Genomic DNA, 24,575 nt, shown 5'->3' with positions numbered 1-24,575 from the left:
CGGTCGCGGTCAGGTGCGCAGACAAACAGGACTTCCAGCCGAAAAAACCGGATAATGCCGGCCAATTTCGTTTTGCACGTTCAAATCACGGTGTTCCCGCATGGAAATCAAGGTCAACTTTCTCGACAACCTTCGTCTTGAAGCCAAATTCGACGACTTCACGGTGATCGCCGACCAGCCGATTCGCTACAAAGGCGATGGCTCGGCCCCGGGGCCGTTCGACTATTTCCTTGCCTCATCGGCCCTGTGCGCCGCCTATTTCGTCAAGCTGTACTGCCAGACCCGGGGCATCCCTACCGAAAACATCCGCCTGTCGCAGAACAACATCGTCGACCCTGAGAACCGCTACAACCAGATCTTCAAGATCCAGGTCGAGTTGCCGGAAGACATCTCCGAGAAGGACCGCCAGGGCATTCTGCGTTCCATCGACCGCTGCACGGTCAAGAAAGTGGTGCAGACCGGCCCTGAGTTCATCATCGAGCAGGTCGACAACCTCGATGCCGACGCCCAGGGCCTGCTCATGCCGGTCGCCGACACCACCACCTACATCGCCGGCAAGGACCTGCCGCTGGAGCAGACCATCGCCAACATGTCGGGCCTGCTCGCCGGGCTGGGCATGAAGATCGAGATCGCCTCCTGGCGCAACATCGTGCCCAACGTGTGGTCGCTGCACGTGCGCGATGCGCAGTCGCCGATGTGCTTCACCAACGGCAAGGGCTCGACCAAAGAGGCCGCCCTGGCCTCGGCGCTGGGTGAATTCATCGAGCGTTTGAACTGCAACTTCTTCTATAACGACCAGTTCTGGGGCGAGGACATCGCCAACGCGCCGTTCGTGCATTACCCCAACGAGCAGTGGTTCAAACCCGGCCCCAAGGACGCGCTGCCAGGTGAGATCCTCGACCCATACTGCCTGCAGATCTACAACCCGGACGGCGAGCTGCGTGGTTCGCACCTGTATGACACCAACTCGGGCAATACCGAGCGTGGCATCTGTTCGCTGCCGTTCGTGCGCCAGTCCGACGGCCAGGTGGTGTACTTCCCGTCCAACCTGATCGAGAACCTGTTCCTCAGCAACGGCATGAGCGCCGGCAACACCCTGGCCGAAGCCCAGGTGCAGTGCCTGTCGGAGATCTTCGAGCGGGCGGTGAAGCGTGAAATCCTCGAGGGCGAGCTGTGCCTGCCGGATGTGCCGCAGGCGGTGCTGGCCAAGTACCCAGGGATCGTCGCGGGCATCCAGGGGCTTGAGGAGCAGGGCTTCCCAGTGTTGGTCAAGGACGCGTCGCTGGGCGGTGAATTCCCGGTCATGTGCGTGACCTTGATGAACCCGCGTACCGGCGGCGTGTTCGCCTCGTTCGGCGCCCATCCAAGCCTGGAAGTGGCGTTGGAGCGCAGCCTTACCGAACTGCTGCAGGGCCGCAGTTTCGAGGGGCTCAACGACTTGCCGCAGCCGACCTTCGAAAGCCACGCGCTGACCGAGCCAAACAACTTCGTCGAGCACTTCATCGACTCCAGTGGCGTGGTGTCGTGGCGCTTCTTCAGCGCCAAGGCCGATTTCGAGTTCGTCGAGTGGGACTTCTCCGGCCAGGGTGAAGATTCCAACGCCCAGGAATCCGCGACCCTGTTCGCCATTCTCGAGGGCATGGGCAAAGAGGTGTACATGGCGGTGTACGACAACCTCGGCGCCAACGCCTGCCGCATCCTGGTACCGGGTTACTCGGAGATCTACCCGGTCGAGGACCTGATCTGGGACAACACCAATCGTGCCCTGGGTTTCCGTGCCGACATTCTCAACCTGCATAGCCTGGACAACCGGGCGCTGCGCGCGCTACTCAAGCGCCTGGACAACTGTGAGGTGGACGACTACACCACCATCACCACGCTGATCGGGGTCGAGTTCGATGACAACACGGTGTGGGGGCAGTTGACCATCCTTGAGTTGAAGCTGCTGATTTGCCTGGCGTTGAAGCGTTTCGAGGACGCCAAGGAGCTGGTCGAGGCGTTCCTGCAGTTCAACGACAACACTGTCGAGCGCGGTTTGTTCTACCAGGCACTGAATGTGGTGCTGGAAGTGGTGCTCGATGACGAGCTGGAAATGGAGGACTACGAGGCCAACTTCCGCCGGATGTTCGGCAACCCGCGCATGGATGCCGTGCTGGGTTCGGTGGACGGTAGCGTGCGCTTCCATGGTTTGACCCCCACCAGCATGAAGCTGGAAGGGCTGGACCGCCATCTGCGCCTGATCGAGAGCTACAAGAAACTGCATGCCGCCCGGGCCAAGGCGGTGTGACAAGGCTCTAGCCGCGCGACCTGCCGCGTTGCGCCTGTGCTAGTTCTTGCACTTGGCCATGACCACCTGGCAGGTCTTGGGCGTTCCGCCGGACCTGCCGGCGTAGCGGATGCAATTGTTCATCGACTTGTGTCGGGCCATGCTCAAGGTATCGCCCCACGCCAGGCCGCCTTCTCCCAGGGTGGGCACGGCCTTGGCGAAACAGTTCGAGCCCAAGGCCGCTGTCGGGTAGCGAGCCTGGCTCTGTTTGTTCGAACATCCGCCCGCCAGCGTAAGGCTCAGGCCAAGCAGGGCATGTGCGGCCCACAACGCATACGGTCGTGCTGTATCAGCGCTCATGCCATTTGCCTCATGTGGTAAGGGGTGAAATCTTTCAGGATGTTTCTATCAAGCCAAGCGGTGAACTAACCGGACGTCAAGGTGATCCTTTGCTAAGCGCACCCCGCGCACGCCTGACGGACCGGGCCCTCGCGCCTGTCCGCCAGCCCTGGTCACTGACTGAGTAAGGAGGCGCCGTGACCGCTACCGAGCAAACCCTCTACCGCTGCACGCCCAGCCCGTTGCATGCAATCCTGCTGGCCGGCACGGTGCCGTTGTTTCTTGGCGCATTGCTGAGTGACATAGCCTATTTCAAGAGCTACCAGATCCAGTGGAGTAACTTCGCCTCCTGGTTGATTGCCGGCGGCCTGCTGTTCTGTGGCCTGACGTTGCTGTTCGCGCTGGCCAACCTGGTGCGCGCCGAGCGCAAGGGCGGGCGGCCGACGCTGTACTTTCTGCTGTTGCTGGTGACTTGGGTACTGGGCCTGATCAATGCGTTCGAGCACGCCAAGGATGCCTGGGCAGTGATGCCTGCGGGCCTGGTGTTGTCTCTGATCGTCACCGTGCTGGCCTGCGTGGCGGCCTGGCTGGGCATGAGCAACCTGCGTTCGGGAGGTGCGGCATGAAACCTTTGCATGCATTGCCTGTTTTAAGTGTAGCGCTGCTGTTGAGCGCCTGCGGTGGCGACGGCGAGGCGACCCAGGCCCTGGGCCCCGACCCGAAACTGCCAGCGCCTGAGCGTGGCCTGCTGCCGAGCATGAAGATCGCCGAGCCGGCACACTGGGGCGAGCAGAAGCCGACCGTGCCTGAGGGTTACAGCATCACCGCCATCGCCACTGACCTGAAAATCCCGCGCCAGAGCCTGGTACTGCCCAATGGTGACATCCTGGTGGCCGAAGGCCGTGGCGGCAGTGCAGCCAAGCTCAAGCCCAAGGACGTCATCGCCAGCCAGATCAAGGCCAAGGGCAATACGCAGGTCAAGGGTGGCAACCGCCTGACACTGCTGCGGGACGCCGACGGCGATGGCACCTACGAGGTGCAGACAGTATTTGCCGAGAACCTCAACGCGCCGTATGGCCTAGCGTTTGCCGACGGCAAGCTGTACGTGGCCAACCAGGACGCTCTGGTGCGTTTCGACTACCAGGACGGCCAGACCAAGGCCGCTAGCCCGCCGACCAAGGTCACCGACCTGCCGGCCGAGATCAATCACCACTGGACCAAGGCGCTGACCATCAGCCCCGATGGCCGTTATCTGTATGTCGGTATCGGGTCGAACAGCAATATCACCGAGCGGGGCATGGAAGCGGAGATCGACCGCGCCATGGTCTGGCAGGTCGACGCAGCCACCGGCGCCCACAAACCCTACGCCACCGGCTTGCGCAACCCAACGGCGCTGGCCATCCAGCCTGGCAGCGGGCAGCTGTGGACCGTGGTCAACGAGCGCGATGAACTCGGCCCGGACCTGGTGCCGGACTATCTCACCTCGGTGCGTGAAGGTGGCTTCTATGGCTGGCCCTACAGCTACTGGGGGCAGAATGTCGATGAGCGGGTCAAACCGCAGAACCCCGACAAGGTGGCCGCCGCGATCAAGCCCGATTACAGCCTCGGTTCGCATGTGGCCGCGCTGGGCGTGGACTTTTCCATACCGGCCATGGGCGAGCGCTTTGCCGACGGGGTGTTCGTGGGCGAGCACGGCAGTTGGAACCGGCCAAACCCTGTGGGCTACAAAGTGATCTTCGTCCCGTTCAGCAATGGCAAGCCTGCCGGCGAACCGATCGACTTCGCCACCGGCTTCCGGGCCGAGGACGGCAAGACCCGCGGCCGGCCGGTCGGGGTGACGGTCGATCCACGGGGTGCGCTGATCATCGCGGACGACCTGGCCAATACCGTCTGGCGGGTCACGCGCAATCGGTAAGTCCAGCTATGGTGTAGGAGCGGCGCGTGAAGCGTTCACGCGCCAATCTTGTGTCGACTACAAGGAAGCAGGCCTATGAATGCTCTTTGCACACTCGCTCGCGCCGTTGCGCTTGCCACGCTCGTGGGTACCGCCAGTTTAACGGTGCAGGCTGCCGATATACCGATCGCCAGTGAAGCACTGGAAAGCCATGTGACCACACAGGTCACGGCCATAGACCAGGCCAACCGGCAGGTGACCGTCAAAGGCCCGGACGACAAGGACGTGACGTTCCAGCTCAGCGAAAACGCCAAGGCGCTGCCCAACCTCAAAGTCGGTGACCAGGTCGATATCTACGTGACCCGTGCAGTGGCCTATGTGCTGAACACTGAGGTGGGCGGGGCGCCCAAAGCCAGCGATGAGTCGGGAACCATCCGCGCCACCATGGCCAACCCCAACCCGGGCGGTGAGGCATTCCGCCAGGTGCGGGTAACGTCGCAGATCAAGAAGATCGACCTCAAGACCCATGAGGTGAGCCTGCTACCGCCGCAAGGCAAGTTGCAGGTGGTCAAGGTCGAGGACCCTGAACTGCAGGCACGCATGAAAAACCTCAAGGTCGACCAGACGGTCGATGCGATCTACACCGAAGTACTTCGGGTCGAGACATCCCGCTGACCTATCGCCGGCCCAGGCAGGGCGAGCCTAGCACCGGGCCGGCATCATTGATCGGTATCCATCATCCATGTGGCGAATAACCTGAGTGCAGGATTTCGATTTCCATAACGCCGGTCGATTTGCAGATGATGTACCAACCCTGTCTTCAGAAGAGTACATCCATGCCTAACAAGGCCCTGCTTATCGCTTTCCTTCCCTTGCTGTTGGCGCTGCTCGCCGGGGTCGTGCTGCCCTACCAGGCCGCCAGCAACGCTGCCGTCGGCCGTGCGCTCGGGCACTGGCTTTGGGGCGCCTTCACGTCATTGACGGTCAGTTCGGTGGTGGTCATCGCGGCCTTGCTGATCCTGCGGGTACCGCTGCCCGACCTGGGCAAGGCAGTGCAAGGCCCATGGTGGCTGTGGATCGGCGGCGTGCTTGGCGCCCTGTACGTCGCCGCTGCCGCCGCCTTGACCCCCAAGCTCGGCGCCGCAGGCTTTCTGGTGCTGGTGGTGGCCGGGCAGATCCTCACGTCGGTGATTGTCGACCATTTCGGCCTGATGGGCGTTGCCAGCAAACCGGTGAGCCTGCCTAGGCTTGCGGGGGTGGTGCTGATCCTGGTTGGGGTGTTCCTGGTGCAGAGCACCTGGGCCGCCAGCCCTGCGTCTGCCGCAACGGCCAGCGTCAAACAGCCCGAAGGATGATCAGCGGCCGGGCTGGCAACAGGTCCAGACCGTCTCCCGCAACCAGCGATGCCCTGGATCGCTGTCTTTTCGAGTGTGCCAGGCCTGTTGATAGGCCAGGTTCGGGATTGGCAAGGGGGGGGCGAACTGGCGCAGGGCCTTGTGTGGCCGCATCGGGCCCACTGCGCGCTTGGCCACGGTGAGGATCAGGTCAGTGCCGGCGAGCACGTCGACGGCGGCGCTCCAGTGCGGCAGCGCCAAGGCGATGCGCCGGCGCAGGCCCCGTTCACCCAGTGCGCGCTCGATCTCGTCGTGGGCGTCCGGGCGCATGGCCATGAGCACGTGCGGCCGTGCCAGCCAGTCCTCCAGCGCAAGGCCGCCTTTGCCCGGCAATACCTGCCGGTCGGCAATGCTGACGAAGCTGTCCTCGAACAGTGTTTGCGCGGTAATGCCTTGGGGCAGTTCGGGGAAGATGCCCAAGGCGAGGTCGAGTTCGCCATCAAGCAACTGCGCCATCATCGCCTCGCGGCTGGCCTGGCTGATGGCCAGGTCCACGCCCGGTGCTGCCTGACGCAGGTGGCGGACCAAGGGCGGCAGGATGAGCCGTGAGGCGTAATCGGACAACGACAGGCGGAACCTGCGCTGGGCCTGAGCGGGGTCGAAGCGTGGTGTGGCCAGCAGGCTGTTGAGGCTGCCCAACGCGTCCTGCAAGGGTTTGATGAGGGACTGGGCGCGTGCGGTCAGGGCCATGTGACCGTTCTGGCGGATCAGCAGTGGGTCGTCGAAATGCGCGCGCAGTTGTGCCAGTGCATGGCTGACTGCCGGTTGGCTACGGTGCAGGCGGATGGCAGCGCGTGTCACGTGTTTTTCGCTCAGCAGTGCGTGCAGGGCCAGCAGCAGGTTAAGGTCGATCTTGCGCAGTTCATCCATGGTGCGAATGGCCAGTGGGGTATTTGGGGGCTTCGTATCAGCCTAACAGATGTGCACAGGCCTGAGCGGTTAGGCCCCGCTGGCAGCGATAAACGCCAGCCAAAGCAGCATCGAGCAATCTCCGGCGCTATAATCGCCGCCCGTTTTACAGTAATCCGAGCATTCCAATGGGTCTTTCCGCAACCGTCACACCCGAACCGCGCCGTCTGCGCGCCCCCCTGATTGCCTTGGCCCTGCTGCTGGCCGGTGCCTGGTTCCTCAACCTCAATGCCGGTTTCAAGCAGGTCTTGCTGCTGATCCTTGGCGCCGCCCTGGGGCTGACGCTTTACCACGCAGCGTTCGGCTTCACGTCGGCCTGGCGCGTATTCATCACCGAACGACGAGGTGCCGGCCTGCGTGCGCAGATGGTCATGTTGGCCCTGGCCGTACTGTTGTTCTTCCCGGCATTGGCGGCTGGCAGCCTGTTTGGCAACCCGGTCACCGGGCTGGTGGCGCCAGCCGGGGTGTCTGTGGTGTTTGGCGCTTTCATCTTCGGCATCGGCATGCAACTGGGCGGCGGGTGTGCCTCGGGCACGCTGTTCACCGTTGGTGGCGGCAACGCCAGAATGCTGGTGACGCTGCTGTTCTTCATCATTGGCTCGGTCACGGCCACGCACCATGCCGACTGGTGGTTCGCCTTGCCATCGTTGCCGGCCACCTCGATCGTCCAGGCCTGGGGCGTCGCGCCGGCGCTACTGGTCAGCGTGGCGGTATTCGCGCTGATCGCCTGGGCGACGGTGGTACTGGAAAAACGCCGCCATGGCGCCCTCGAAGCACCTGTAAGCAGTGAGCACCAAGGCCTGCGCCGCTTCCTGCGTGGCCCGTGGCCGTTGCTGTGGGGTGCTGTGGCCCTGGCCTTGCTGAACTACGCCACGCTGGCCCTGGCAGGCCGCCCGTGGGGCATTACCTCCGCTTTTGCCTTGTGGGGCGCCAAGACCCTTTCCAGCCTTGGGGTGGACGTCGGCAGTTGGGTGTTCTGGCAGGCCCCGGCCAACGCCAAGGCGCTGGCAGCGCCGCTGTGGCAAGACGTGACCACCGTCATGGACCTTGGCATCGTGTTGGGTGCGCTGCTGGCGGCTGGCCTGGCAGGGCGTTTTGCGCCGAGCCTGAACATCCCGCTGCGCTCGCTGATCGCCGCAGTGCTCGGTGGCCTGCTGCTCGGCTACGGTTCGCGTCTGGCCTACGGCTGCAACATTGGCGCGTACTTCAGCGGCATCGCCTCGGGTAGCGTGCATGGCTGGCTGTGGCTGGTCGCGGCCTACACCGGGAACATGATTGGCGTGCGCCTGCGCCCGTTCTTCTTTGCCGGTGAGCGCCGGCCAGCGGCGCTGACGGGTTGTTGAAAACAGTGTGGCCCTGGTCGCCGGCATTTGGCGGCCGGGATCTGTCTGGTTCGACCTTCATCGTGTGGGAACACTGCAGTCAAGAGGCGTGCAAGGTGGGGCCGCCTGAGCTTGAATTGTCTCAGGTTCTTTATGAGATTAATTGTTCAACTATCTGATTAATAAACCTTTAACGTTTTGCGACTGCGTGGTGTACGCATTGTTCGTAGTAGGTTTGCTTGATGGCTGCCGGCTTTAACCGCGAGCGGCTGTTGTAGGTCTGTTCGGTGATGCCAAAGGCGGTCATGCGCATCCACGGCTTGGCGAACCGGCGTACCTGCAGTTTCTTGCGCGTGGCATACAAGGTCACGCCGGAAAGCTTGGCCCGCTGGGCCTCGGCGGCGATCTGCGAGCCCCAGCTACACACATGGCGGTCGTTCTGGCTCAGCGCTCTGGCCTGGGCGCCGAAGGCAGTGGTGGCCAGCAGGCAGCCGGCTACCGTTGCTAGAAATACTCGCATGTTGCTGTCCTAAGCATCTGAAGAAGAACGGAGTTTGCCCTCGCTTCAAATGCCTGGGGGCCAGTACGTTTAGGGTCAAGTGGTGGCGATGCGCAGGCGATTTGCCAGTGTGGGCCGCAGGCTATACAGCGCAAGCCCGGCGACCCAGATCACCGAGGCGCCATAGTTCAGCCTTTGGTACAGGCCGAACAACTGCCCGTCCTGCGCCGCTTTGGCCATCAGGGCGGCAGTGGCGATCGCAATTACCACACAAACCAGTGAAAAGACCCCCAGCGCGGGTGAGCCGGCCACGCGTTTCCCGGCCCATGCCCACAGCGCACTGGCCAGGGTCAACGAGAGAAACATGATCAAGCCGAAGAGGTTGTGCAGTTGCTGCGACAGGGAAGGTTGCGCAGGCGCACAACCCTGATCGCATGCAAACCAACCGGTGCCGGCGCTAGCGAGCCCATGCAGCAGTACCAGTGCAGCGCTGGCCAGGGCGAGCTTCGAGCCACGCCAGCGCCGCGCCAGGCCCCAGGCGAACAGGGTAAACAGCACCGCGAGGGGGAAGTTGTTGAGCAGGGGTGACCAGCGTTGGGTTGGGGCGCCCACTGCGCCCAGCTGGCTCATGGCCTGCTGCAGATGGTCGTAGCCGGGGTAGGCCTGGGCGGTGAACCAAACGCCAAGCAGCAGCCAGGACGGAATGATCAGCCCGCAGCAGAGCAGGCAGCGATCGAAGGTTTTCATCAGCGGTTTTCCTTCCATGGAGTGACCAATCGATGCCTATACAGTACCGGGATGTGTGCCGTCTGTCCTGGCTCCTTCGCGGTTAGGTCCGTTGCTGCGCTGCTAAATTCCGACGCCCTTTGTGCAGGGGGCATTGCGTCCATAAATACCGCGTCGGATGGATGTGATCGTACAACTGCTTGCGCTATCATGGCGGCTGTCTTTCAAGGTGAAAAACAGGGCATGACAGAGCAACAGGTACAGGCAAAGACCCGGCGCAAGCCGCGCAGTCTGGCTCAGGAACTGGTCACGGTGCTGACCGAGCGTATCCGTAGCGGCCAGCTAAAGCGTGGCGACAAGCTGCCGACCGAGTCGCAGATCATGGCCGAGGAGGGCGTGAGCCGCACCGTGGTGCGTGAGGCGATCTCGCGGCTGCAGGCGGCCGGGCAGGTCGAGACCCGCCATGGCATCGGCACCTTCGTGCTGGATACGCCTGCCACGGGCGGCTTCCGCATCGACCCGGCCACCGTGGTCACGCTGCGTGAGGTGCTGGCGGTACTGGAGCTGCGCATCGCCCTGGAGATCGAGTCGGCAGGCCTGGCGGCGCAACGGCGCAGCGAAGAAGAGCTGGCAAGTATGCGCGCGGCGCTGGACGAACTCAACGAGGGCGCGGCCCATGCCACGGATGCCGTGTCGGCGGACTTCCAGTTCCATCTGCGTATCGCCCAGGCCAGCGGCAACCACTACTTCGCCGATATCATCAACCACCTCGGTACCAGCATCATCCCGCGCACCCGGCTCAACTCGGCGCGACTGGCGCATGATGACCAGGCCCACTACATGAGCCGGTTGATGCACGAGCATGAGGCGATCTACGAAGCTATCGCCCGAAGCGACAGTGAAGGGGCCAAGATGGCCATGCGCATGCACCTGAGCAACAGCCGGGAGCGGTTGCGTCAGGCGCATGCGGAAGCTGAAGCGCAAGGGGTTTGATAGCGCGGCTGGCTGTGCGGGCCCCATCGCCGGCAAGCCGGCTCCCACAGGGATTGCGTCAGCTTTTAGCAGTTGAGCAAGGCAGGTACTTCCACAGGTAAAGCACAGACCTGAAGAGCGACGCGGTCGCGGTGGGCCGGCAAGCCAGCTCACAGGGATTTGCGTCAGCTTTTAGCAGTTGAGCAAGCCAGATGCTTCCACGGGTAAGCGCAGGCCTGAAGATCTGCGCGGTCGCGGTGGGAGCCGGCTTGCCGGCGATAGGGCCGGTAAATCCAATGCAAGCGTTAAAAGAAAGCCCCGTAAATACGGGGCTTTTAATCGCATCAGAGCATTCAGAGCGCGCCGTCACTCCATTGCCCATTCACCAGGCGGCGCAGGCCCAGCGGGTTGTTGTCACGCAGTGCCTCGGGCAGTAGCGACTGCGGATAGTTCTGGTAGCACACCGGGCGCAGGAAGCGGTCGATGGCCAGGGTGCCGACTGACGTACCGCGGGCATCGGAGGTGGCTGGGTACGGCCCGCCGTGGACCATGGCATCGCACACTTCCACGCCGGTCGGGTAGCCATTGATCAGGATGCGGCCAACCTTTTCTTCCAGCAGCGGTACCAGCCAGGCAAATGCTTCGAAGTCTTCAGGCTCACCGATCAGCGTAGCGGTCAGCTGACCACGCAAGCCGAGCAGGGCGGCGCGCAACTGCGCGGTGTCCTGGGCTTCAACGGCAACGGTGGTCGGGCCAAACACTTCTTCCTGCAGCAGCGGGTCGGCGTCCACCAGCAAGCGGGCGTCAGCCTTGAACAGCTGTGCACGCGCCTGGCTGCCTTCCTGAGGCTGGCCTGCCAGGTGTTCGATGCCGGCGTGGGCCTGCAGGTGCTCCAGGCCGCTCACGTAGCTGCGCAAGCCACCGGCATTGAGCAGGGTCTGGCCGGCTTGCTGGTCCAGGTGCTGGCCGAGGTCGGTGAGCAACTGGCTGAACTGTGGCGATTGCAGGCCGATGACCAGGCCCGGGTTGGTGCAGAACTGGCCAGCACCCAGGCACACGGAGCCGGCCAGCTCGCGGGCAATGGCGTCGCCACGTTTGGCCAGCGCGCCCGGGAGGATGATCACCGGGTTGATGCTCGACATTTCGGCGAATACCGGGATGGGTTGCGGGCGCTCTGCGGCCATGCGGCACAGTGCGTCCCCGCCCTTGAGCGAACCGGTGAAGCCGACCGCCTGGATGGCCGGGTGCTTGACCAGCCACTCACCCACGCCACCGCCAAACACCATGTTGAATACACCCTTGGGCATGCCGGTGCGTTCGGCAGCGCGAACGATGGCCGCCGCGACCAGGTCGGCAGTGGCCATGTGGCCGCTGTGTGCCTTGAACACCACCGGGCAACCGGCGGCGAAGGCTGCAGCGGTATCACCGCCCGCGGTGGAGAAGGCCAGTGGGAAGTTGCTGGCGCCGAACACGGCGACCGGGCCGACGCCGATGCGCATCTGGCGCAGGTCTACGCGGGGCAGCGGCTGGCGTTCAGGCAGGGCCAGGTCAATGCGTGCACCAAGGTAGTCGCCACGGCGCAGTACCTGGGCGAACAGGCGCATCTGGCCGCTGGTGCGGCCTCGCTCACCTTGGATGCGCCCGGCGGGCAGGGCGGTTTCACGGCAGACTACGGCGACGAATGCGTCGTCCAGCTCGTCCAGTTCGGCAGCGATGGCATCGAGGAACTCGGCACGACGTGCCGGGGCCAGCTGGCGGAATTCGGCAAAGGCCGCTGCCGCCGCTTGGGCCGCCTGGTCCACCTCGGCCTCGGTGGCTTGGGCGAAGCTGTAGGGCAGGGCCTCGCCCGTGGTGGCGTCCAGGCTCTGCAGGCGTTGCGCGCCAGCGGCGCTGCGCTGGCCGGCGATGAAGTTGTGGCCAAGAATCTCAGGCATGGTGTGCTCCTGTGTTTGGAAGGGTTGATCAGTAAAGGGCGCCTGACCTGTGCGAGCCGGCGTACCGGTGATCACTGGCCAAGCCCGTGCCCTGCACCGCACAGCCTGCATCGCCGGCAAGCCGGCTCCCACAGGCGAGCGCGCGCCATTTGCATACCGGGCAAGGCCGAACCATCAGGTGATTGGCGCCGGGTTGAACAGGGTGATGTCGTTGTGCAGCCGGTGTTGTTCTGCCCAGGTCTGCTTGCGGCCACTGGCCACGTCCAGGTAGTAGTGGAACAACTCCCAGCCCAGTTCCTCGATGCTTGAACGACCACTGGCAATGCGCCCGGCGTCAATGTCGATCAGGTCCGGCCAGCGTTGGGCCAGTTCGGTGCGGGTGCACACCTTGACCACCGGCGCCATGGCCAGGCCGTAGGGGGTACCGCGACCCGTAGTGAATACGTGCAGGTTCATCCCGGCCGCCAACTGCAGCGTGCCGCAGACAAAGTCGCTGGCGGGCGTTGCGCAGAAGATCAGGCCTTTGCGGTTCACCCGCTCGCCTGGGCCGAGCACGCCCTGAATGGCGCCGCTGCCGGACTTGACGATCGAGCCCAGGGATTTTTCGACGATATTGGACAGGCCGCCTTTCTTGTTGCCTGGCGTCGTGTTGGCGCTGCGGTCGGCAGCACCTTGCTGCAGGTAACGGTCGTACCAGTCCATCTCGCGCACCAGTGCGTCGGCGACCGCCTGGTTTTCCGCGCGGGAGGTGAGCATGTAGATGGCGTCGCGCACCTCGGTAACCTCCGAGAACAGTACGGTGGCGCCGGCCCGCACCAGCAGGTCGGCGGCATAGCCCAGCGCCGGGTTGGCGGTGATGCCGGAGAATGCATCGCTGCCGCCGCACTGCATGCCCAGGATCAGCTCACTGGCCGGCACGGTCTGGCGGCGGCGCTTGTCGAGCTTTTGCAAGCGCGTCTCGGCCAGGCCCATGATCTGTTCGATCATTTCGCTAAAGCCAAGGCTGGCGTCCTGCAGGCGATACAGCCACGGCTCGCTGAGGTCCACCGAGGGGTCGTTGTCGTGCATCACCTGGCCGGCCTGCAGCTTCTCGCAGCCCAGGCTGATGACCAGCGCTTCGCCACCCAGGTTGGGGTTGCGTGCCAGGTTGCGCACGGTGCGGATCGGGATGTAGGCATCACGGGCGTTGATCGCCACGCCGCAGCCATAGCTGTGGGTGAGGGCGACCACGTCATCGACATTGGGGTATTTGGGCAGCAATTCACTGCGGATGCGCTTGACCGCATGCTCCAGCACACCGGTCACACATTGCACGGTGGTGGTGATGCCCAGGATGTTGCGGGTGCCGACGGTGCCGTCAGCGTTGCGGTAGCCTTCGAAGGTAAAGCCATCCAGCGCAGGCAGAGGCGCCGGTACTGCATCGCAGCGCGGCAGGCTGTCCAGTTCGGGGGCGGACGGCATGGCCAGTTGGCTTTCCTGCACCCAACTGCCTTGGCGCAGGTCTTCCAGGGCGTAACCAATGATCTGCCCATAGCGCTTGACTGGCTCGCCTTTGGCGATCAGCACGGTGGCCACTTTGTGGCTCTGCGGGACGGCTTCTACAAGGGTCAGGCCATCGGGGAAGCGCGCGCCTTCACCCAAGCCACCGTCGTTGACCACTACCACGACGTTATCGTCGTCGTGCAGCCGGACGTAGCGGGGCGAGTCGGAATGTTCGATCAACTGCATGTTCGGGCCCTGTTCGTGATGTTCTCAGGCTTTGTACATCCGCCCGCACCGGCATTGCCGGCCGCAGGCGTGCTCACTCAGTGACGTGCGTCAGCCAGTTCGCCCGGGGCGGCAGGCTCAGCGTCTGGCTTTGCACCTTCACGCAACTCGATACGCTTGATCGGCCCGACGATGACCAGGTAGCTGAAGATCGCTACCAGGGCGTTGGCGCCAACATACACCAGCGCCCACTTGAACGAGCCGGTGGCGCTGATGATGTAGCCAATGACGATCGGGGTGGTGATGGACGCAATGTTGCCGAAGGTGTTGAACAGGCCGCCGGACAGCCCTGCGATCTGCTTGGGCGAGGTATCGGCGACCACGGCCCAGCCCAGTGCGCCGATGCCTTTGCCGAAGAAGGCCAGGGTCATGAAGCCGACCACCATCCATTCCGCTTCGACATAGTTGCAGAAGACCATGGTGGTCGACAGCAGCAGGCCACAGACGATCGGCAGCTTGCGCGAGAAGGTCAGTGAGTTGCCGCGGCGCAGCAGCCAGTCAGACAGCACACCACCGAGCACGCCGCCGATGAAGCCACAGATTGCCGGCAGCGAGGCGATGATGCCCGCCTTGAGGATGGTCATGCCACGCTCCTGCACCAGGTACACCGGGAACCAGGTCAGGAAGAAGTAGGTGATGGCATTGATGCAGTACTGGCCCAGGTACACACCCAGCAGCATGCGGCTGGTCAGCAATTGCTTGATGTAGCCCCATTTCGGGCCGTCGTTGCCACGCTTCTGGTCCATGTCCACCAGGCCGCCGTTCTGCTCGATGTGCTCGAGTTCTTGCGGGCTGATGCGCGGGTGTTGGCGCGGGTTGTAGATGGTTTTCAGCCAAACGGCGGAGAACACGATGCCCAGTGCACCCATCACCACGAACACGTGCTCCCAGCCGAAGCTGAACACGATCCAGCCCATGATCGGGGCGAACAGCGCGGTGGCGAAGTATTGCGCTGAGTTGAAGATCGCCGACGCCGTGCCGCGTTCTGCGGTGGGGAACCAAGCCGCGACGATACGGGCGTTGCCCGGGAACGACGGCGCTTCGGCGAAGCCGACCAGAAAGCGCAGGGTGAACAGGGTGACCACTGCCCAGGCGACCGGCAGACCACCGACAAAACCCTGCAACAGGGTGAACAGTGACCAGGTGAAGATGCTGAAGGCATAGACATTCTTGGAGCCGAAGCGGTCCAGCAACCAGCCACCAGGAATCTGGCCGGCAACGTAAGCCCATCCGAAGGCGGAGAAGATATAACCAAGGGTTACGGCGTCAATGCCGAGGTCTTTCTGCAGGCTGGAGCCTGCAATGGCGATGGTGGCTCGGTCGGCATAGTTGATCGTGGTCACCAGAAACAGCATGAACAGGATCAGGTAGCGCACATGCGTCTTTTTAGTCGCTTGCATGCTGGCAATACTCCCACTAGTTATTTTTGTGCGGGCTCACAAGTTTTAGTCGGAGTGGGGGTAGCCCACTCCGGGTGCGGCATTGGCAGGCCGCGGGGTGCGCTTATTGCGGACCCATCTTGTCCATCAGAGCTGCGAGCATTTCGTATTCTTCAGCGGTCAGGTCGGTCAGCGGCGTGCGCACCGGGCCTGCGTCGTAACCGGCGATCTTCGCGCCTGCCTTGACGATGCTCACGGCATAGCCAGCCTTGCGGTTGCGGATGTCCAGGTACGGCAGGAAGAAGTCGTCGATCAGCTTGCCAACGGTGGCGTGATCGTCGCGGGCGATGGCGTGGTAGAAGTCCATCGCGGTCTTCGGGATGAAGTTGAACACCGCCGAGGAGTACACCGGCACGCCCAGGGCTTTGTAAGCGGCAGCATACACCTCGGCGGTCGGCAGGCCACCCAGGTAGCTGAACCGGTCACCCAGGCGACGACGGATCGACACCATCAGCTCGATGTCACCCAGGCCGTCTTTGTAACCGATCAGGTTCGGGCAGCGTTCGGCAAGCTTTTCCAGCAGGTCGGCGTTCAGGCGGCAGACGTTGCGGTTGTACACCACCACGCCGATGTTGACCGACTTGCACACCGCTTCGACGTGGGCAGCGACACCGTCCTGGCTGGCTTCGGTCAGGTAGTGCGGCAGCAGCAGCAGGCCCTTGGCCCCCAAGCGCTCGGCTTCCTGTGCATACTCGATGGCCTGGCGGGTAGAGCCACCGACGCCGGCGAGGATCGGTACAGAGGTGGCGCAGGTGTCGACGGCGGTCTTGATCACCTGGCTGTACTCGCTGGCGGCCAGGGAGAAGAACTCACCGGTGCCACCGGCGGCGAACAGGGCACTGGCGCCGTACGGGGCAAGCCATTCCAGGCGCTTGATGTAACCCGCCTGGTTGAAGTCGCCCTGGGCATTGAAATCGGTGACCGGGAAAGACAGCAGGCCGTGGGAGAGGATGGATTTCAGTTCTTGTGGAGTCATTGTTATTGGCATCCTGTGGCGCTTGGGTGAAGGGTGTTGTTTTGCGTTGGAGGTAAGTTATCGTACAACCTGTTCGATGACTAGTCCCTCTGCACAAAATTTTTCCGAGCATGAGGGGCGCTGGAGGGATGGTAGGTATAGAGACGGAGGTCCGTGTGGGGCGTTGCGAGTCCCGCCACGCGGGCTGCACTGGAGGCGAGGGTGCGGGAAGTCTGACGACGACTATCTAAACAGTCATCGTATCTCTAGGTTGGCGGGGTAAAAAGGATCGCGGAGACAGGCGCAAGCCCGCCGCCCGCAGCCACGGGAAGTGTTCTGGGACCAGCAGAGGGTGACCGGGGAAGCGGGGGCGGCCTTGCGCCGCCCCGCGATCAAAACTAACGAAGCTGAGGGTCAGGCGGCCTGTTGGCGCTTGATCTGGGACTTGCGCACCTGTGCGCGGCAGGCGTCGCCGAAGGCCTGGAAGATCTTGATCGAATCAGGATTCTTCGCCGCTTGCCACTCCGGGTGCCACTGGACGGCGAACAGGAAGGGCGAAATGCTCGGACCGTGAATCGCTTCGACCAGGCCATCTTCGGCATGGGCGATCGGCTCGATGCCGGTACCCAGGTTACGCAGGCCTTGGCCGTGCAGCGAGTTGACGCGGATCTCGTCGGTGCCAAGGGCGTCGTGCAGCCAGCTGCCCGCCTTGATCTTCACACCATGCACCTGAGCGTATTGCACCTCGACCGGGTCTTCCGGGTTTTCCCGGTGGTCGTTGAAGCCGGGTTCAGCGTAAACCTTCTGGTAAATGTCGCCGCCCAGGGCGACGTTGATTTCCTGCATGCCACGGCAGATACCGAAGATGGGCAGGCCGCGCTTGAGCGCTGCCTTGACCAGCGGAATATCGAACAGGTCGCGGTTGACGTCCTGGCCTTTGCCTGGGGTCTGGTTTTCCTGGCCATACAGGCTCGGCTCGATGTTGCTGCCGGCACCGGTCAGGTAGACGCCGTCGGCCATGTCCAGATAGGTCTCCAGGTCATCGACGCCACAGCAGGTGGGCACCAACACCGGGACGCAATCGGCGAAATCGACCAGCGGGGTGATGTATTTGTGGGTCATGACCTGGTAGTCATGGCCTTTGCGCTCTTGGCTGCCCATGGTCATCAGGACGACGGGTTTGCGCAGGGAAGGTTGCTTGTTGCCAATGTTGCTGTTGGACATATGTCACCTTATGACAGGTTCGACCTGCCGTTGTTTTGCAGGTGCACGGCGCGGGGCCTGGTGTGCTACCTGAAGCCCCGAGCACTGCCGGCTCGTCAGAGGCGACGATGCCGGTCGGGGCTTGTAGATAGCTTGCCAGAGCCGTTCGATATGTCAAACGACTGAAATGGGCTAAAGCGCCTGAATTCGGGGGCTAAAAGCCTTGCGAGCCTCAGGCGGCAAGGGTTTGACAGGGGGTTAGGTCAATTATATTTAACGACGCAGTTGGGTCATTGCAGCCGTGCAATAAAGGGGCTTTGTGCCGGGTTTGCTGGCCTAATCGCCGGCAAGCCGACTCCCACAGGTAGGGCGCTGATCTTGAAAGCGCTCATTTCCACAGTGGGGGCCGGCTTGCCGGCGAAAGGGCCAGTGGCCTCAATGAAGGATCTGTGCCAGAAAACTGTTGGCCCGTGCCGTGCGCGGCTGGTTGAAGAAGACCTGAGGCGGGCTGTCTTCGATGATCTGCCCCCCTTCAAGGAACAGCACCCGCTCGGCAACCTGCCTGGCAAAGCCCATTTCATGGGTGACACAGAGCATGGTCATGCCGGTACCCGCCAGTTGTACCAACACATCCAGCACTTCAGCGACCATTTCCGGGTCCAGCGCCGAGGTTGGCTCGTCGAACAGCATGATCCGCGGTTTCATGCACAAGGCACGGGCGATGGCCACTCGTTGCTGCTGGCCGCCGGACAGTTGGCTGGGGTATTTGTGTGCCTGGTTTTCGATGCCGACCTTGCGCAGATACATCCGTGCACGCTCCTCGGCGTCCTTGCGGGACAGGCCGCGCACGCTGGTGGGGGCCAGCAGCCAGTTGTCGAGCACGCTCATGTGCGCAAACAGGTTGAAGTGCTGGAACACCATGCCGATGTCGCTGCGTACCTGGGCGGCCTGGCGCGTGTTGGCGGCCAGATCGGTGCCGGCTACCTGAATGCTGCCTTGTTCGGCAATCTCCAGGCGGTTGATGCACCGGATCAAGGTGGACTTGCCGGAGCCGGAAGGGCCGCACAGCACGATGCGCTCACCTTCGCGCACCTGCAGGTCGATGTCGCGCAGCACATGGAACGCGCCATAGTGCTTGTTCAGGCCCTCTATGCGGATCAGCACCGGGCGTGGGTCGTGTTCAGGGGCAAGGCTGGCAACGCTCAAAGGGGCGGTCATGTTGTTGTTCTCCCGCGTGGTGTCAGTCGAAACGTGCCGCGCTGTAAGGCGCAGGGTCGGTGAAAGGGCGCTCGCCCGTGAGTAGTTCAGCCACCAAGCGGCCAGTGACGGGGCCCAGCGTCAGGCCGTGGTGGGCGTGGCCGAAGTTGAACCACAGGCCCTTGTGCCGCGGCGCCGGGCCGATCACCGGGCGCATGTCCGGCAGGCAGGGCCGACGGCCCAGCCACGGGGTGTCATCCAGACGCTCACCCAGTGCCGGGAACAACGCGCGCGCGAGCGCTTCGCAGCGCTTGAGCTGAATTTCGTTTCCCGGGGCGCTGCTGGCAGCGAACTCGATGCCGGTGGTCAGGCGTATGCCGGCGGCCATCGGTGCCAGCACGTAGCCGCCCTGGGTGTCGCAGATCGCGTGGTGCAACTGGGCGCCGTTACGGGTGCTGTAATGCATGTGGTAGCCGCGCTTGATACCCATCGGGATCGTATAGCCCAGGCGCTCATAAAGGTCTGCCGACTGTGGCCCAAGGCACGCCACCACTTCGTCGGCCGTGACCGGCCCACGCTGGCTTTCGACCCGCCATTGGCTGCCGACCTGGCGCAGGCTGCGCGCATCGCCATGCAAGAACTGCCCGCCACGCTGAACGAATAGCGCAGCATAACCACGGGTGAGGGCGCCGGGGTTGTTCACGGTCTTTGGGTCGAGCCAATGGATGCCGCCAACGACGGCGCTGTCGAGCTGGTGCTCGCGTGCCTGCAGTTGATCACGTTCAAGCAGTTCATAATGCAGGCCGTAGCGTGCAAGGCCCTTGACCTCGGCCTTGGCCTGCTCGAACAGTGCCGGGTCGCGGTACACCTCGATCCAGCCCTTGGTCTGAACCAGGCTTTCGAGCCCCGCGGCGGCAATCAGGGCGTCATGTTCTTCGACGCAGCGTTGGACCAGCGGCAGCATGTCGGCTGCGGCCTCGGCCAGCCGCCCCGGTGCCGACTGCCGCCAATAGCGCAGCAACCAGGGCGCGGCTTCGGGCAGGTGCAGCAGGCTGTAGCGCACGTCCGGCTGGCGGTTCAGGCCATAGCGCAGCAGGGCTGCGAATTGGCGGGGGAAGGCATAGGGGATGACGCTGGAGCGTTCGATCAGCCCGGCGTTGCCATGGCTGGTGCCGCATCCGGGTTCATCGCGGTCGATCAGGACCACCTGGCGCCCGCGGGCCTGCAGGTGCAGCGCGGTGCTGACGCCGACGATACCGGCGCCCAGGACAAGGGTCTGGCAATGCATGATTGTATCCTTCGGTCAATTCAGGTGGCGGCCCAGGCGGGCCTCCAGGTGTTTGAGCAGGCGCCGCACCAGTTCGACGATCACCAGATAGAGGACGGCGGCCCACAGGTAGATCTGGAAGTCGAAGCTGCGCGAAAACGCCAATTTGGTCACGCCCATCAGGTCGTAGATAGTCACCAGCGAGGCGATGGCGCTGGCCTTGATCATCAGAATCAGTTCGTTGCCCAGCGGGCCGATGGCCACCAGCAAGGATTGCGGCAAGATGACCTTGAAGAAGGTGGTGGCGCGTTTGAGGTTCAAAGCCCTGGCCGCTTCGTACTGCCCCGGGGCCACTGCCATCAGGCTGCCGCGGAAGATTTCGGCCTGGTAGGCGGCAGTGTTCAGGGTGAAGGCCAGCAGGGTGCAGAACCAGGCTTCGCGGAAGAACCACCAGAGGCCAAGGTCCTGCCAGAAGCCCTTCAGCGAACCAAGCCCGTAGTACAGCAGAAACAGCTGGGCCAGCAGGGGGGAGCCACGGAAGAAATAGATGTAGCCGGCCGCCAGGCGTTGCAGCAGCAGTTTGCGCGACATCCGGGCCAAGGCCAGCAGCAGGCCGAGCACGGCGCCGAGGGTAAAGGAAATCGCCACCAGTTTGGCCGTTACCAGCAGCCCGTCGATGAACCGTGGGCCGTAGCGCTCCAGCAGGTCAGGGTCCAGTACCAGGCTCAGCCATTGTTCGGCACTCATGCGCGTGCTCCTTGCAGGTGGCGGTTGCTGCGCCGTTCGATGTAGGCGAATACCCGTCCCGACAGCGCCGAGAACAGCAGGTAACCCAGGCAGGCGACCCCGTAGAAGAACATCGGTTCTTTGGTCACGCTGACCGCAAGGTTGGTCTGGCGCATCAGGTCGACCAGCGAGATGGTCGAGACCAGCGAGGTATCCTTGAGCAACGACAGCCAGTTGTTGGAGAGCCCCGGCAGGGCAATGCGCGTCAGTTGTGGCAGTACCACCTTGAAGAATGCGGTGCGCTTGCCCAGGCCCAGGGCCGCACAGGCTTCAAGCTGGCCCTTGGGCAGGGTCTTGAAAGCGGCCAGCCAGATTTCGCTGGAAAAGGCGGCGAACACCAGGCTGAAAGCGATCATCGCTGCCAGGAAGGTATTGATCAGGAACTCACCTTGATAGCCCATGGCGGCCAGCAGTTGTTGGGCGGCGATCTGGCAACCGTAATAGATGATCAGCAGGGTCAGCAGTTCGGGCAGGCCGCGGAACACGGTGGAGAACGTGGTGGACCAGGCGCGCACCAGGCGCTTGCGTGAGCGCGCCGCCAGGGCTACGGCAAGCCCTAGAGGCAAGCCGATGGGCAGGCAGGCGAGGGCCAGTGACACGGTCACCAGAGCGCCGGCCAGCAGCGCCTGGCCCCAGCCACCACTGGCGAAGGACAGCAAGGACAATTGTTCGAGCATGGCATATCCCTTGTGTTCACTAGCCGGGCCCCATCGCCGGCAAGCCGGCTCCCACCGATACCGCATCGCCCTTGGGGCTGCTGGCAAGCCTGCCTCACCGATACCTTGCAGGCCTTGAGGCGGTGGTAAGCCGGGTGCCAGCGATGGTCCACAGCCTGGAAAATCTGCGGCGGCTTGCCAGCGATGGGGCCCTGACAGTCAGTTGTAGATATCGAAGTCGAAGTACTTGCTGGCGATTTTCTGGTAGGTACCGTTGGCGACGATTTGCGCCAATGCGGTATTCAGGCGCTGGCGCAGTGCTTCATCGTCCTTGCGCACGGCGATGGCGGCATCGGCCTTGGTCCCGGCTACGTCACCCAACACCTTGCAGCAATCCTGACCGTTCTTGTTCATCCACTCATGCAGCGGAAACTTGTCGGCGATCACCCCGTCCAGGCGGCCGGCGGCGAGGTCGGCATTGGCCTCGTCCATGGTGGGGTAGAGCTTCACGTCAGCCCCCGCCTTGCCATACACATCTTCGGCGTAGATCGCCTGGGTCGAGGACGACTGGGCACCCACGGTGTAGCCTTCGAAGGTGGTCTGCGCATCACTGATCTTGCTGTCCTTGGCCACGGCAACGGTCAGCGGGGTACGGTAGTAGTGGTCGGTGAAGGCGATTTTCTTGCGCCGCTCCTGGGTATCGATCATCGAGGCCACCACCGCATCGTACTTGCGTGCCATCAAGGCCGGGATGATGCCTTCCCAGTCCTGAGCCACCAGGGTGCATTCGACTTTCATCTGCTCGCACAGGGCGTGGGTGATGTCGATGTCGAAACCATGCAATTGGTTGTCGGCATCCACATAGTTGAAGGGCGGGTAGGCCCCCTCGGTGGCGAAGCGCAGGGTTTCGGCGCTGGCGTTAGCCGCCAGCAGTAGGGCACATGCACCCACCATAGCCATGGTCTTGTTCATCTCGCACCTCTTGCACTCTTGCTATTGTTGTTTTCCCGTCGTGTAGCCGACGAATTCGTTATGTAGAGCGGCAGTTGCTTCCAAGCGTTTTTCAACATCAGGCCCGAGCTTCTTGCAGACCTCGTTGACCATGAGGTGCACCCACGACAGCATGGCCGAGGTGGACTCCCAGAACAGGTTGAATTCGGTGGGGATGCGGAAGACCTCGTCGGCATTGGCGTCGGCCCAGTCGCAGAAGGTGTCGGTCACCAGCGTGACCGGTATGCCCGCCTGGCGGGCCTTCTGGCACAACAGCAGGGCATGGCGGGAATAGCGGCGCGCCTCGAACACCACCAACGCGCTGTTTTCCGGGCGCCCGAGCAGCACCTCGCCAAAGTGCCCGGCGCTGCCGTCGACCACCTGAACGCCGTCGCGCAGGTAGTGCAGCAGGTGGGCCATGCACTGGGCCACACCACGCTCGGTCTGGAAACCGGCGATGAATACCCGCGGCCTGTCTGCCAAGCGCTGCGCGGCTGTGTGCCAGGGTTCGCTGCGGCTGTATTCATGCACCCGTACCAGCGCGGCAATTTCCAGTTCAAGGCTGCCTGCGCGGGTGTTGTCGTCGTGCTGCTGGCGGTATTCCTGCAGGCGGTCGCCCACCAGCCATGGGCCATCACCCAGGTCGCTCTGAAGGTCTTGCTTGAGCGCCTTGAGATGGGCATAACCGAGGGAGCGGCAGAAACGCCCGACACTGGATTCGCTGACGCCGAGCTTGGCGGCAATGCTGGCCGAGGTCTGGAACGGCAGCTCATGGAGATTGGCGAGCATGTAGCTGGCGATCTTGTGGCCAGAAGCAGTCGCGGCTTGCAGGCTGTGTTCCAGGCGTTGTCTGATCGGTTGGCTCATGCTGTTGCTCCCGGCGAGGCGTGAGCAGAAGATGGATGTTTTCTGTCATGCCGTCAACATTTGACAGATAGCTGTCACATGCCGGAAAGTTTTTGTCGCTGCCCACGCTGTCGCCATTCCAATTCCAAGAAAGGAGCTTCAGATGTCTGCACCTTCCACCCACCCCGCCGTGCGCATGCCATTCGCCGAACTGCGGGGGTTGTTGCAAGCGATCTTCCAGCGTCACGGCTGCAGTGCGGCAGTGGCCGACGTCCTTGCCCACAATTGCGCCAGCGCACAGCGCGATGGTGCCCACAGTCACGGGGTGTTTCGTGTGCCTGGCTATGTCTCGACCCTGGCCAGCGGCTGGGTGAATGGCGGTGCGATACCCCAGGTGGTCGACGTTGCGGCAGGTTTCGTTCGGGTCGACGCTGGCGGTGGTTTTGCCCAGCCGGCCCTGGCCGCGGCGCGTGCACTGCTGGTCGAAAAGGCTCGCAGCGCCGGTATCGCGGTACTGGCGATTCACAACTCACACCATTTCGCAGCGCTGTGGCCCGATGTGGAGCCGTTTGCCGATGAGGGGCTGGTGGCACTGAGCGTGGTCAACAGCATGACCTGTGTGGTGCCACACGGTGCCCACAAGCCGTTGTTCGGCACCAACCCGATTGCCTTTGCCGCGCCGTGCGCGGGGCATGACCCTATCGTCTTTGACATGGCCACCAGCGCCATGGCCCACGGGGACGTGCAGATCGCTGCGCGGGCCGGCCAGCCGTTGCCGGAGGGCATGGGCGTGGACGCCGACGGCCAGCCGACCACCGACCCCACGGCCATTCTGGAGGGCGGTGCGCTGCTGCCCTTCGGCGGGCACAAGGGCTCTGCATTGTCGATGATGGTCGAGCTACTGGCGGCGGCGCTGACTGGGGGGCATTTCTCCTGGGAATTCGACTGGGCGAGCCACCCTGGGGCGAAAACACCGTGGACCGGGCAGCTGATCATCGTCATCGACCCGAGCAAGGCCGAAGGCGAGCGGTTTGCGCAACGCAGCCGGGCGCTGGTCGAGCAGATGCAGGCCGTGGGGGTGTCGCGCATGCCGGGCGAGCGGCGCTACCGGGAGCGGGAAATTGCCCAGCGTGAAGGGGTGGCGGTGACTGAGCTTGAGCTGCAGGCGCTCAAGACGCTGGCGGGCTGACATGCCGCAAATGAGCGCTGTGCAA

General features: G+C 63.3%; 23 protein-coding genes. 8 read left to right on the top strand and 15 right to left on the bottom strand.

Going from position 1 to position 24,575, the window contains the following annotated elements:
• The first annotated feature begins 100 nt into the window (after positions 1-100).
• Complete coding sequence (locus tag ABRP30_RS14110) at positions 101-2,287, top strand: OsmC domain/YcaO domain-containing protein (RefSeq protein WP_349975625.1); 2,187 nt, start codon at positions 101-103, stop codon at positions 2,285-2,287.
• 39 nt (positions 2,288-2,326) lie between these two features.
• Here the strand turns inward: ABRP30_RS14110 and ABRP30_RS14105 are convergent, their stop codons facing one another.
• Positions 2,327-2,626: a hypothetical protein gene (locus tag ABRP30_RS14105; RefSeq protein ID WP_267816258.1), complete on the bottom strand. Its 300-nt coding sequence runs from the start codon at positions 2,624-2,626 to the stop codon at positions 2,327-2,329.
• Positions 2,627-2,802: 176 nt separating this feature from the next.
• On the opposite strand from ABRP30_RS14105, the gene ABRP30_RS14100 reads away from it, so the two are divergent.
• The 4 genes from ABRP30_RS14100 (at position 2,803) to ABRP30_RS14085 (ending at position 5,854) form a co-directional block, all read left to right on the top strand.
• Entirely contained in the window at positions 2,803-3,231 is a 429-nt protein-coding gene (locus tag ABRP30_RS14100) for a DUF2231 domain-containing protein (RefSeq protein WP_174141128.1), read from the top strand.
• Complete coding sequence (locus ABRP30_RS14095) at positions 3,228-4,520, top strand: sorbosone dehydrogenase family protein (RefSeq protein ID WP_267816254.1); 1,293 nt, start codon at positions 3,228-3,230, stop codon at positions 4,518-4,520. The genes ABRP30_RS14100 and ABRP30_RS14095 overlap by 4 nt, the downstream gene beginning before the upstream one ends.
• A gap of 75 nt (positions 4,521-4,595) precedes the next feature.
• On the top strand, positions 4,596-5,174 hold the full coding sequence (locus tag ABRP30_RS14090) for a hypothetical protein (RefSeq protein WP_267816252.1): 579 nt from the start codon (positions 4,596-4,598) through the stop codon (positions 5,172-5,174).
• 161 nt (positions 5,175-5,335) lie between these two features.
• A complete protein-coding gene (locus tag ABRP30_RS14085; protein WP_267816250.1) occupies positions 5,336-5,854 on the top strand; it encodes a DMT family transporter in 519 nt (172 codons plus the stop codon).
• On the opposite strand, the gene ABRP30_RS14080 is transcribed toward ABRP30_RS14085, so the two are convergent.
• Positions 5,855-6,763, bottom strand: a complete 909-nt coding sequence (locus ABRP30_RS14080) for a LysR family transcriptional regulator (protein ID WP_267816248.1) — start codon at positions 6,761-6,763, stop codon at positions 5,855-5,857. It abuts the gene before it with no gap.
• 167 nt (positions 6,764-6,930) lie between these two features.
• Between ABRP30_RS14080 and ABRP30_RS14075 the strand changes: the two genes are divergently transcribed.
• Positions 6,931-8,145 (top strand): YeeE/YedE family protein, encoded by a 1,215-nt coding sequence (locus ABRP30_RS14075; protein WP_267816246.1) that lies wholly within the window; start codon positions 6,931-6,933, stop codon positions 8,143-8,145.
• A gap of 169 nt (positions 8,146-8,314) precedes the next feature.
• Here the strand turns inward: ABRP30_RS14075 and ABRP30_RS14070 are convergent, their stop codons facing one another.
• Positions 8,315-8,644 carry a hypothetical protein gene (locus tag ABRP30_RS14070; protein WP_267816244.1) on the bottom strand — a complete coding sequence of 110 codons (330 nt, stop codon included), beginning with the start codon at positions 8,642-8,644 and terminating at the stop codon, positions 8,315-8,317.
• 75 nt (positions 8,645-8,719) lie between these two features.
• Positions 8,720-9,370 carry a DUF998 domain-containing protein gene (locus tag ABRP30_RS14065; RefSeq protein WP_267816242.1) on the bottom strand — a complete coding sequence of 217 codons (651 nt, stop codon included), beginning with the start codon at positions 9,368-9,370 and terminating at the stop codon, positions 8,720-8,722.
• Between the two features lie 222 nt (positions 9,371-9,592).
• On the opposite strand from ABRP30_RS14065, the gene ABRP30_RS14060 reads away from it, so the two are divergent.
• The gene (locus ABRP30_RS14060; protein ID WP_267816240.1) at positions 9,593-10,342 is read left to right on the top strand and encodes a FadR/GntR family transcriptional regulator; all 750 of its coding nucleotides are present in this window, start codon (positions 9,593-9,595) and stop codon (positions 10,340-10,342) included.
• A 332-nt stretch (positions 10,343-10,674) separates the two neighbouring features.
• Here the strand turns inward: ABRP30_RS14060 and ABRP30_RS14055 are convergent, their stop codons facing one another.
• The 11 genes from ABRP30_RS14055 to ABRP30_RS14005 all read right to left on the bottom strand — a co-directional run bounded on the left by ABRP30_RS14055 (position 10,675) and on the right by ABRP30_RS14005 (position 23,382).
• Positions 10,675-12,255, bottom strand: a complete 1,581-nt coding sequence (locus ABRP30_RS14055) for an aldehyde dehydrogenase (NADP(+)) (RefSeq protein ID WP_267816238.1) — start codon at positions 12,253-12,255, stop codon at positions 10,675-10,677.
• A 174-nt stretch (positions 12,256-12,429) separates the two neighbouring features.
• Entirely contained in the window at positions 12,430-13,983 is a 1,554-nt protein-coding gene (gene garD, locus ABRP30_RS14050; protein ID WP_267816236.1) for a galactarate dehydratase, read from the bottom strand.
• A gap of 77 nt (positions 13,984-14,060) precedes the next feature.
• Positions 14,061-15,422: an MFS transporter gene (locus ABRP30_RS14045; RefSeq protein ID WP_241803574.1), complete on the bottom strand. Its 1,362-nt coding sequence runs from the start codon at positions 15,420-15,422 to the stop codon at positions 14,061-14,063.
• A 103-nt stretch (positions 15,423-15,525) separates the two neighbouring features.
• Complete coding sequence (gene kdgD / locus ABRP30_RS14040; RefSeq protein WP_241803573.1) at positions 15,526-16,437, bottom strand: 5-dehydro-4-deoxyglucarate dehydratase; 912 nt, start codon at positions 16,435-16,437, stop codon at positions 15,526-15,528.
• Positions 16,438-16,830: 393 nt separating this feature from the next.
• A complete protein-coding gene (locus ABRP30_RS14035) occupies positions 16,831-17,640 on the bottom strand; it encodes a type 1 glutamine amidotransferase (protein WP_349975624.1) in 810 nt (269 codons plus the stop codon).
• Positions 17,641-18,054: 414 nt separating this feature from the next.
• On the bottom strand, positions 18,055-18,837 hold the full coding sequence (locus ABRP30_RS14030) for an amino acid ABC transporter ATP-binding protein (RefSeq protein WP_324288779.1): 783 nt from the start codon (positions 18,835-18,837) through the stop codon (positions 18,055-18,057).
• Between the two features lie 22 nt (positions 18,838-18,859).
• The gene (locus ABRP30_RS14025) at positions 18,860-20,104 is read right to left on the bottom strand and encodes an FAD-binding oxidoreductase (RefSeq protein WP_267816230.1); all 1,245 of its coding nucleotides are present in this window, start codon (positions 20,102-20,104) and stop codon (positions 18,860-18,862) included.
• A 15-nt stretch (positions 20,105-20,119) separates the two neighbouring features.
• Entirely contained in the window at positions 20,120-20,830 is a 711-nt protein-coding gene (locus tag ABRP30_RS14020) for an ABC transporter permease (RefSeq protein ID WP_267816228.1), read from the bottom strand.
• Positions 20,827-21,546, bottom strand: coding sequence for an ABC transporter permease (locus tag ABRP30_RS14015; RefSeq protein ID WP_267816226.1), 720 nt, complete (start codon positions 21,544-21,546; stop codon positions 20,827-20,829). Before ABRP30_RS14015 ends, ABRP30_RS14020 begins: the two co-directional genes overlap by 4 nt.
• A gap of 198 nt (positions 21,547-21,744) precedes the next feature.
• Positions 21,745-22,497 (bottom strand): transporter substrate-binding domain-containing protein, encoded by a 753-nt coding sequence (locus ABRP30_RS14010; protein WP_267816224.1) that lies wholly within the window; start codon positions 22,495-22,497, stop codon positions 21,745-21,747.
• Between the two features lie 21 nt (positions 22,498-22,518).
• Positions 22,519-23,382: a MurR/RpiR family transcriptional regulator gene (locus ABRP30_RS14005; protein ID WP_241803567.1), complete on the bottom strand. Its 864-nt coding sequence runs from the start codon at positions 23,380-23,382 to the stop codon at positions 22,519-22,521.
• A gap of 142 nt (positions 23,383-23,524) precedes the next feature.
• Here ABRP30_RS14005 and ABRP30_RS14000 point away from each other — a divergent pair, with 142 nt between their 5' ends.
• The gene (locus ABRP30_RS14000) at positions 23,525-24,550 is read left to right on the top strand and encodes an Ldh family oxidoreductase (protein ID WP_267816222.1); all 1,026 of its coding nucleotides are present in this window, start codon (positions 23,525-23,527) and stop codon (positions 24,548-24,550) included.
• The last annotated feature ends 25 nt before the right edge of the window (positions 24,551-24,575 follow it).

It is taken from the genome of Pseudomonas sp. WHRI 8519, assembly GCF_040224055.2.
In the GTDB taxonomy this organism is placed as follows: domain Bacteria; phylum Pseudomonadota; class Gammaproteobacteria; order Pseudomonadales; family Pseudomonadaceae; genus Aquipseudomonas; species Aquipseudomonas putida_X.
This window is presented reverse-complemented; position numbering and strand designations above follow the sequence as displayed.

What these genes read in the sequence shown, in the direction of transcription:
- ABRP30_RS14110 (WP_349975625.1), top strand. Translation starts at nt 101, where the DNA reads ATGGAAATCAAGGTCAACTTTCTCGACAACCTTCGTCTTGAAGCCAAA.
- ABRP30_RS14105 (WP_267816258.1), bottom strand. Translation starts at nt 2,626, where the DNA reads ATGAGCGCTGATACAGCACGACCGTATGCGTTGTGGGCCGCACATGCC.
- ABRP30_RS14095 (WP_267816254.1), top strand. Translation starts at nt 3,228, where the DNA reads ATGAAACCTTTGCATGCATTGCCTGTTTTAAGTGTAGCGCTGCTGTTG.
- ABRP30_RS14090 (WP_267816252.1), top strand. Translation starts at nt 4,596, where the DNA reads ATGAATGCTCTTTGCACACTCGCTCGCGCCGTTGCGCTTGCCACGCTC.
- ABRP30_RS14085 (WP_267816250.1), top strand. Translation starts at nt 5,336, where the DNA reads ATGCCTAACAAGGCCCTGCTTATCGCTTTCCTTCCCTTGCTGTTGGCG.
- ABRP30_RS14080 (WP_267816248.1), bottom strand. Translation starts at nt 6,763, where the DNA reads ATGGATGAACTGCGCAAGATCGACCTTAACCTGCTGCTGGCCCTGCAC.
- ABRP30_RS14075 (WP_267816246.1), top strand. Translation starts at nt 6,931, where the DNA reads ATGGGTCTTTCCGCAACCGTCACACCCGAACCGCGCCGTCTGCGCGCC.
- ABRP30_RS14070 (WP_267816244.1), bottom strand. Translation starts at nt 8,644, where the DNA reads ATGCGAGTATTTCTAGCAACGGTAGCCGGCTGCCTGCTGGCCACCACT.
- ABRP30_RS14065 (WP_267816242.1), bottom strand. Translation starts at nt 9,370, where the DNA reads ATGAAAACCTTCGATCGCTGCCTGCTCTGCTGCGGGCTGATCATTCCG.
- ABRP30_RS14060 (WP_267816240.1), top strand. Translation starts at nt 9,593, where the DNA reads ATGACAGAGCAACAGGTACAGGCAAAGACCCGGCGCAAGCCGCGCAGT.
- ABRP30_RS14055 (WP_267816238.1), bottom strand. Translation starts at nt 12,255, where the DNA reads ATGCCTGAGATTCTTGGCCACAACTTCATCGCCGGCCAGCGCAGCGCC.
- garD (WP_267816236.1), bottom strand. Translation starts at nt 13,983, where the DNA reads ATGCAGTTGATCGAACATTCCGACTCGCCCCGCTACGTCCGGCTGCAC.
- ABRP30_RS14045 (WP_241803574.1), bottom strand. Translation starts at nt 15,422, where the DNA reads ATGCAAGCGACTAAAAAGACGCATGTGCGCTACCTGATCCTGTTCATG.
- kdgD (WP_241803573.1), bottom strand. Translation starts at nt 16,437, where the DNA reads ATGACTCCACAAGAACTGAAATCCATCCTCTCCCACGGCCTGCTGTCT.
- ABRP30_RS14035 (WP_349975624.1), bottom strand. Translation starts at nt 17,640, where the DNA reads ATGTCCAACAGCAACATTGGCAACAAGCAACCTTCCCTGCGCAAACCC.
- ABRP30_RS14030 (WP_324288779.1), bottom strand. Translation starts at nt 18,837, where the DNA reads ATGACCGCCCCTTTGAGCGTTGCCAGCCTTGCCCCTGAACACGACCCA.
- ABRP30_RS14025 (WP_267816230.1), bottom strand. Translation starts at nt 20,104, where the DNA reads ATGCATTGCCAGACCCTTGTCCTGGGCGCCGGTATCGTCGGCGTCAGC.
- ABRP30_RS14020 (WP_267816228.1), bottom strand. Translation starts at nt 20,830, where the DNA reads ATGAGTGCCGAACAATGGCTGAGCCTGGTACTGGACCCTGACCTGCTG.
- ABRP30_RS14015 (WP_267816226.1), bottom strand. Translation starts at nt 21,546, where the DNA reads ATGCTCGAACAATTGTCCTTGCTGTCCTTCGCCAGTGGTGGCTGGGGC.
- ABRP30_RS14010 (WP_267816224.1), bottom strand. Translation starts at nt 22,497, where the DNA reads ATGAACAAGACCATGGCTATGGTGGGTGCATGTGCCCTACTGCTGGCG.
- ABRP30_RS14005 (WP_241803567.1), bottom strand. Translation starts at nt 23,382, where the DNA reads ATGAGCCAACCGATCAGACAACGCCTGGAACACAGCCTGCAAGCCGCG.
- ABRP30_RS14000 (WP_267816222.1), top strand. Translation starts at nt 23,525, where the DNA reads ATGTCTGCACCTTCCACCCACCCCGCCGTGCGCATGCCATTCGCCGAA.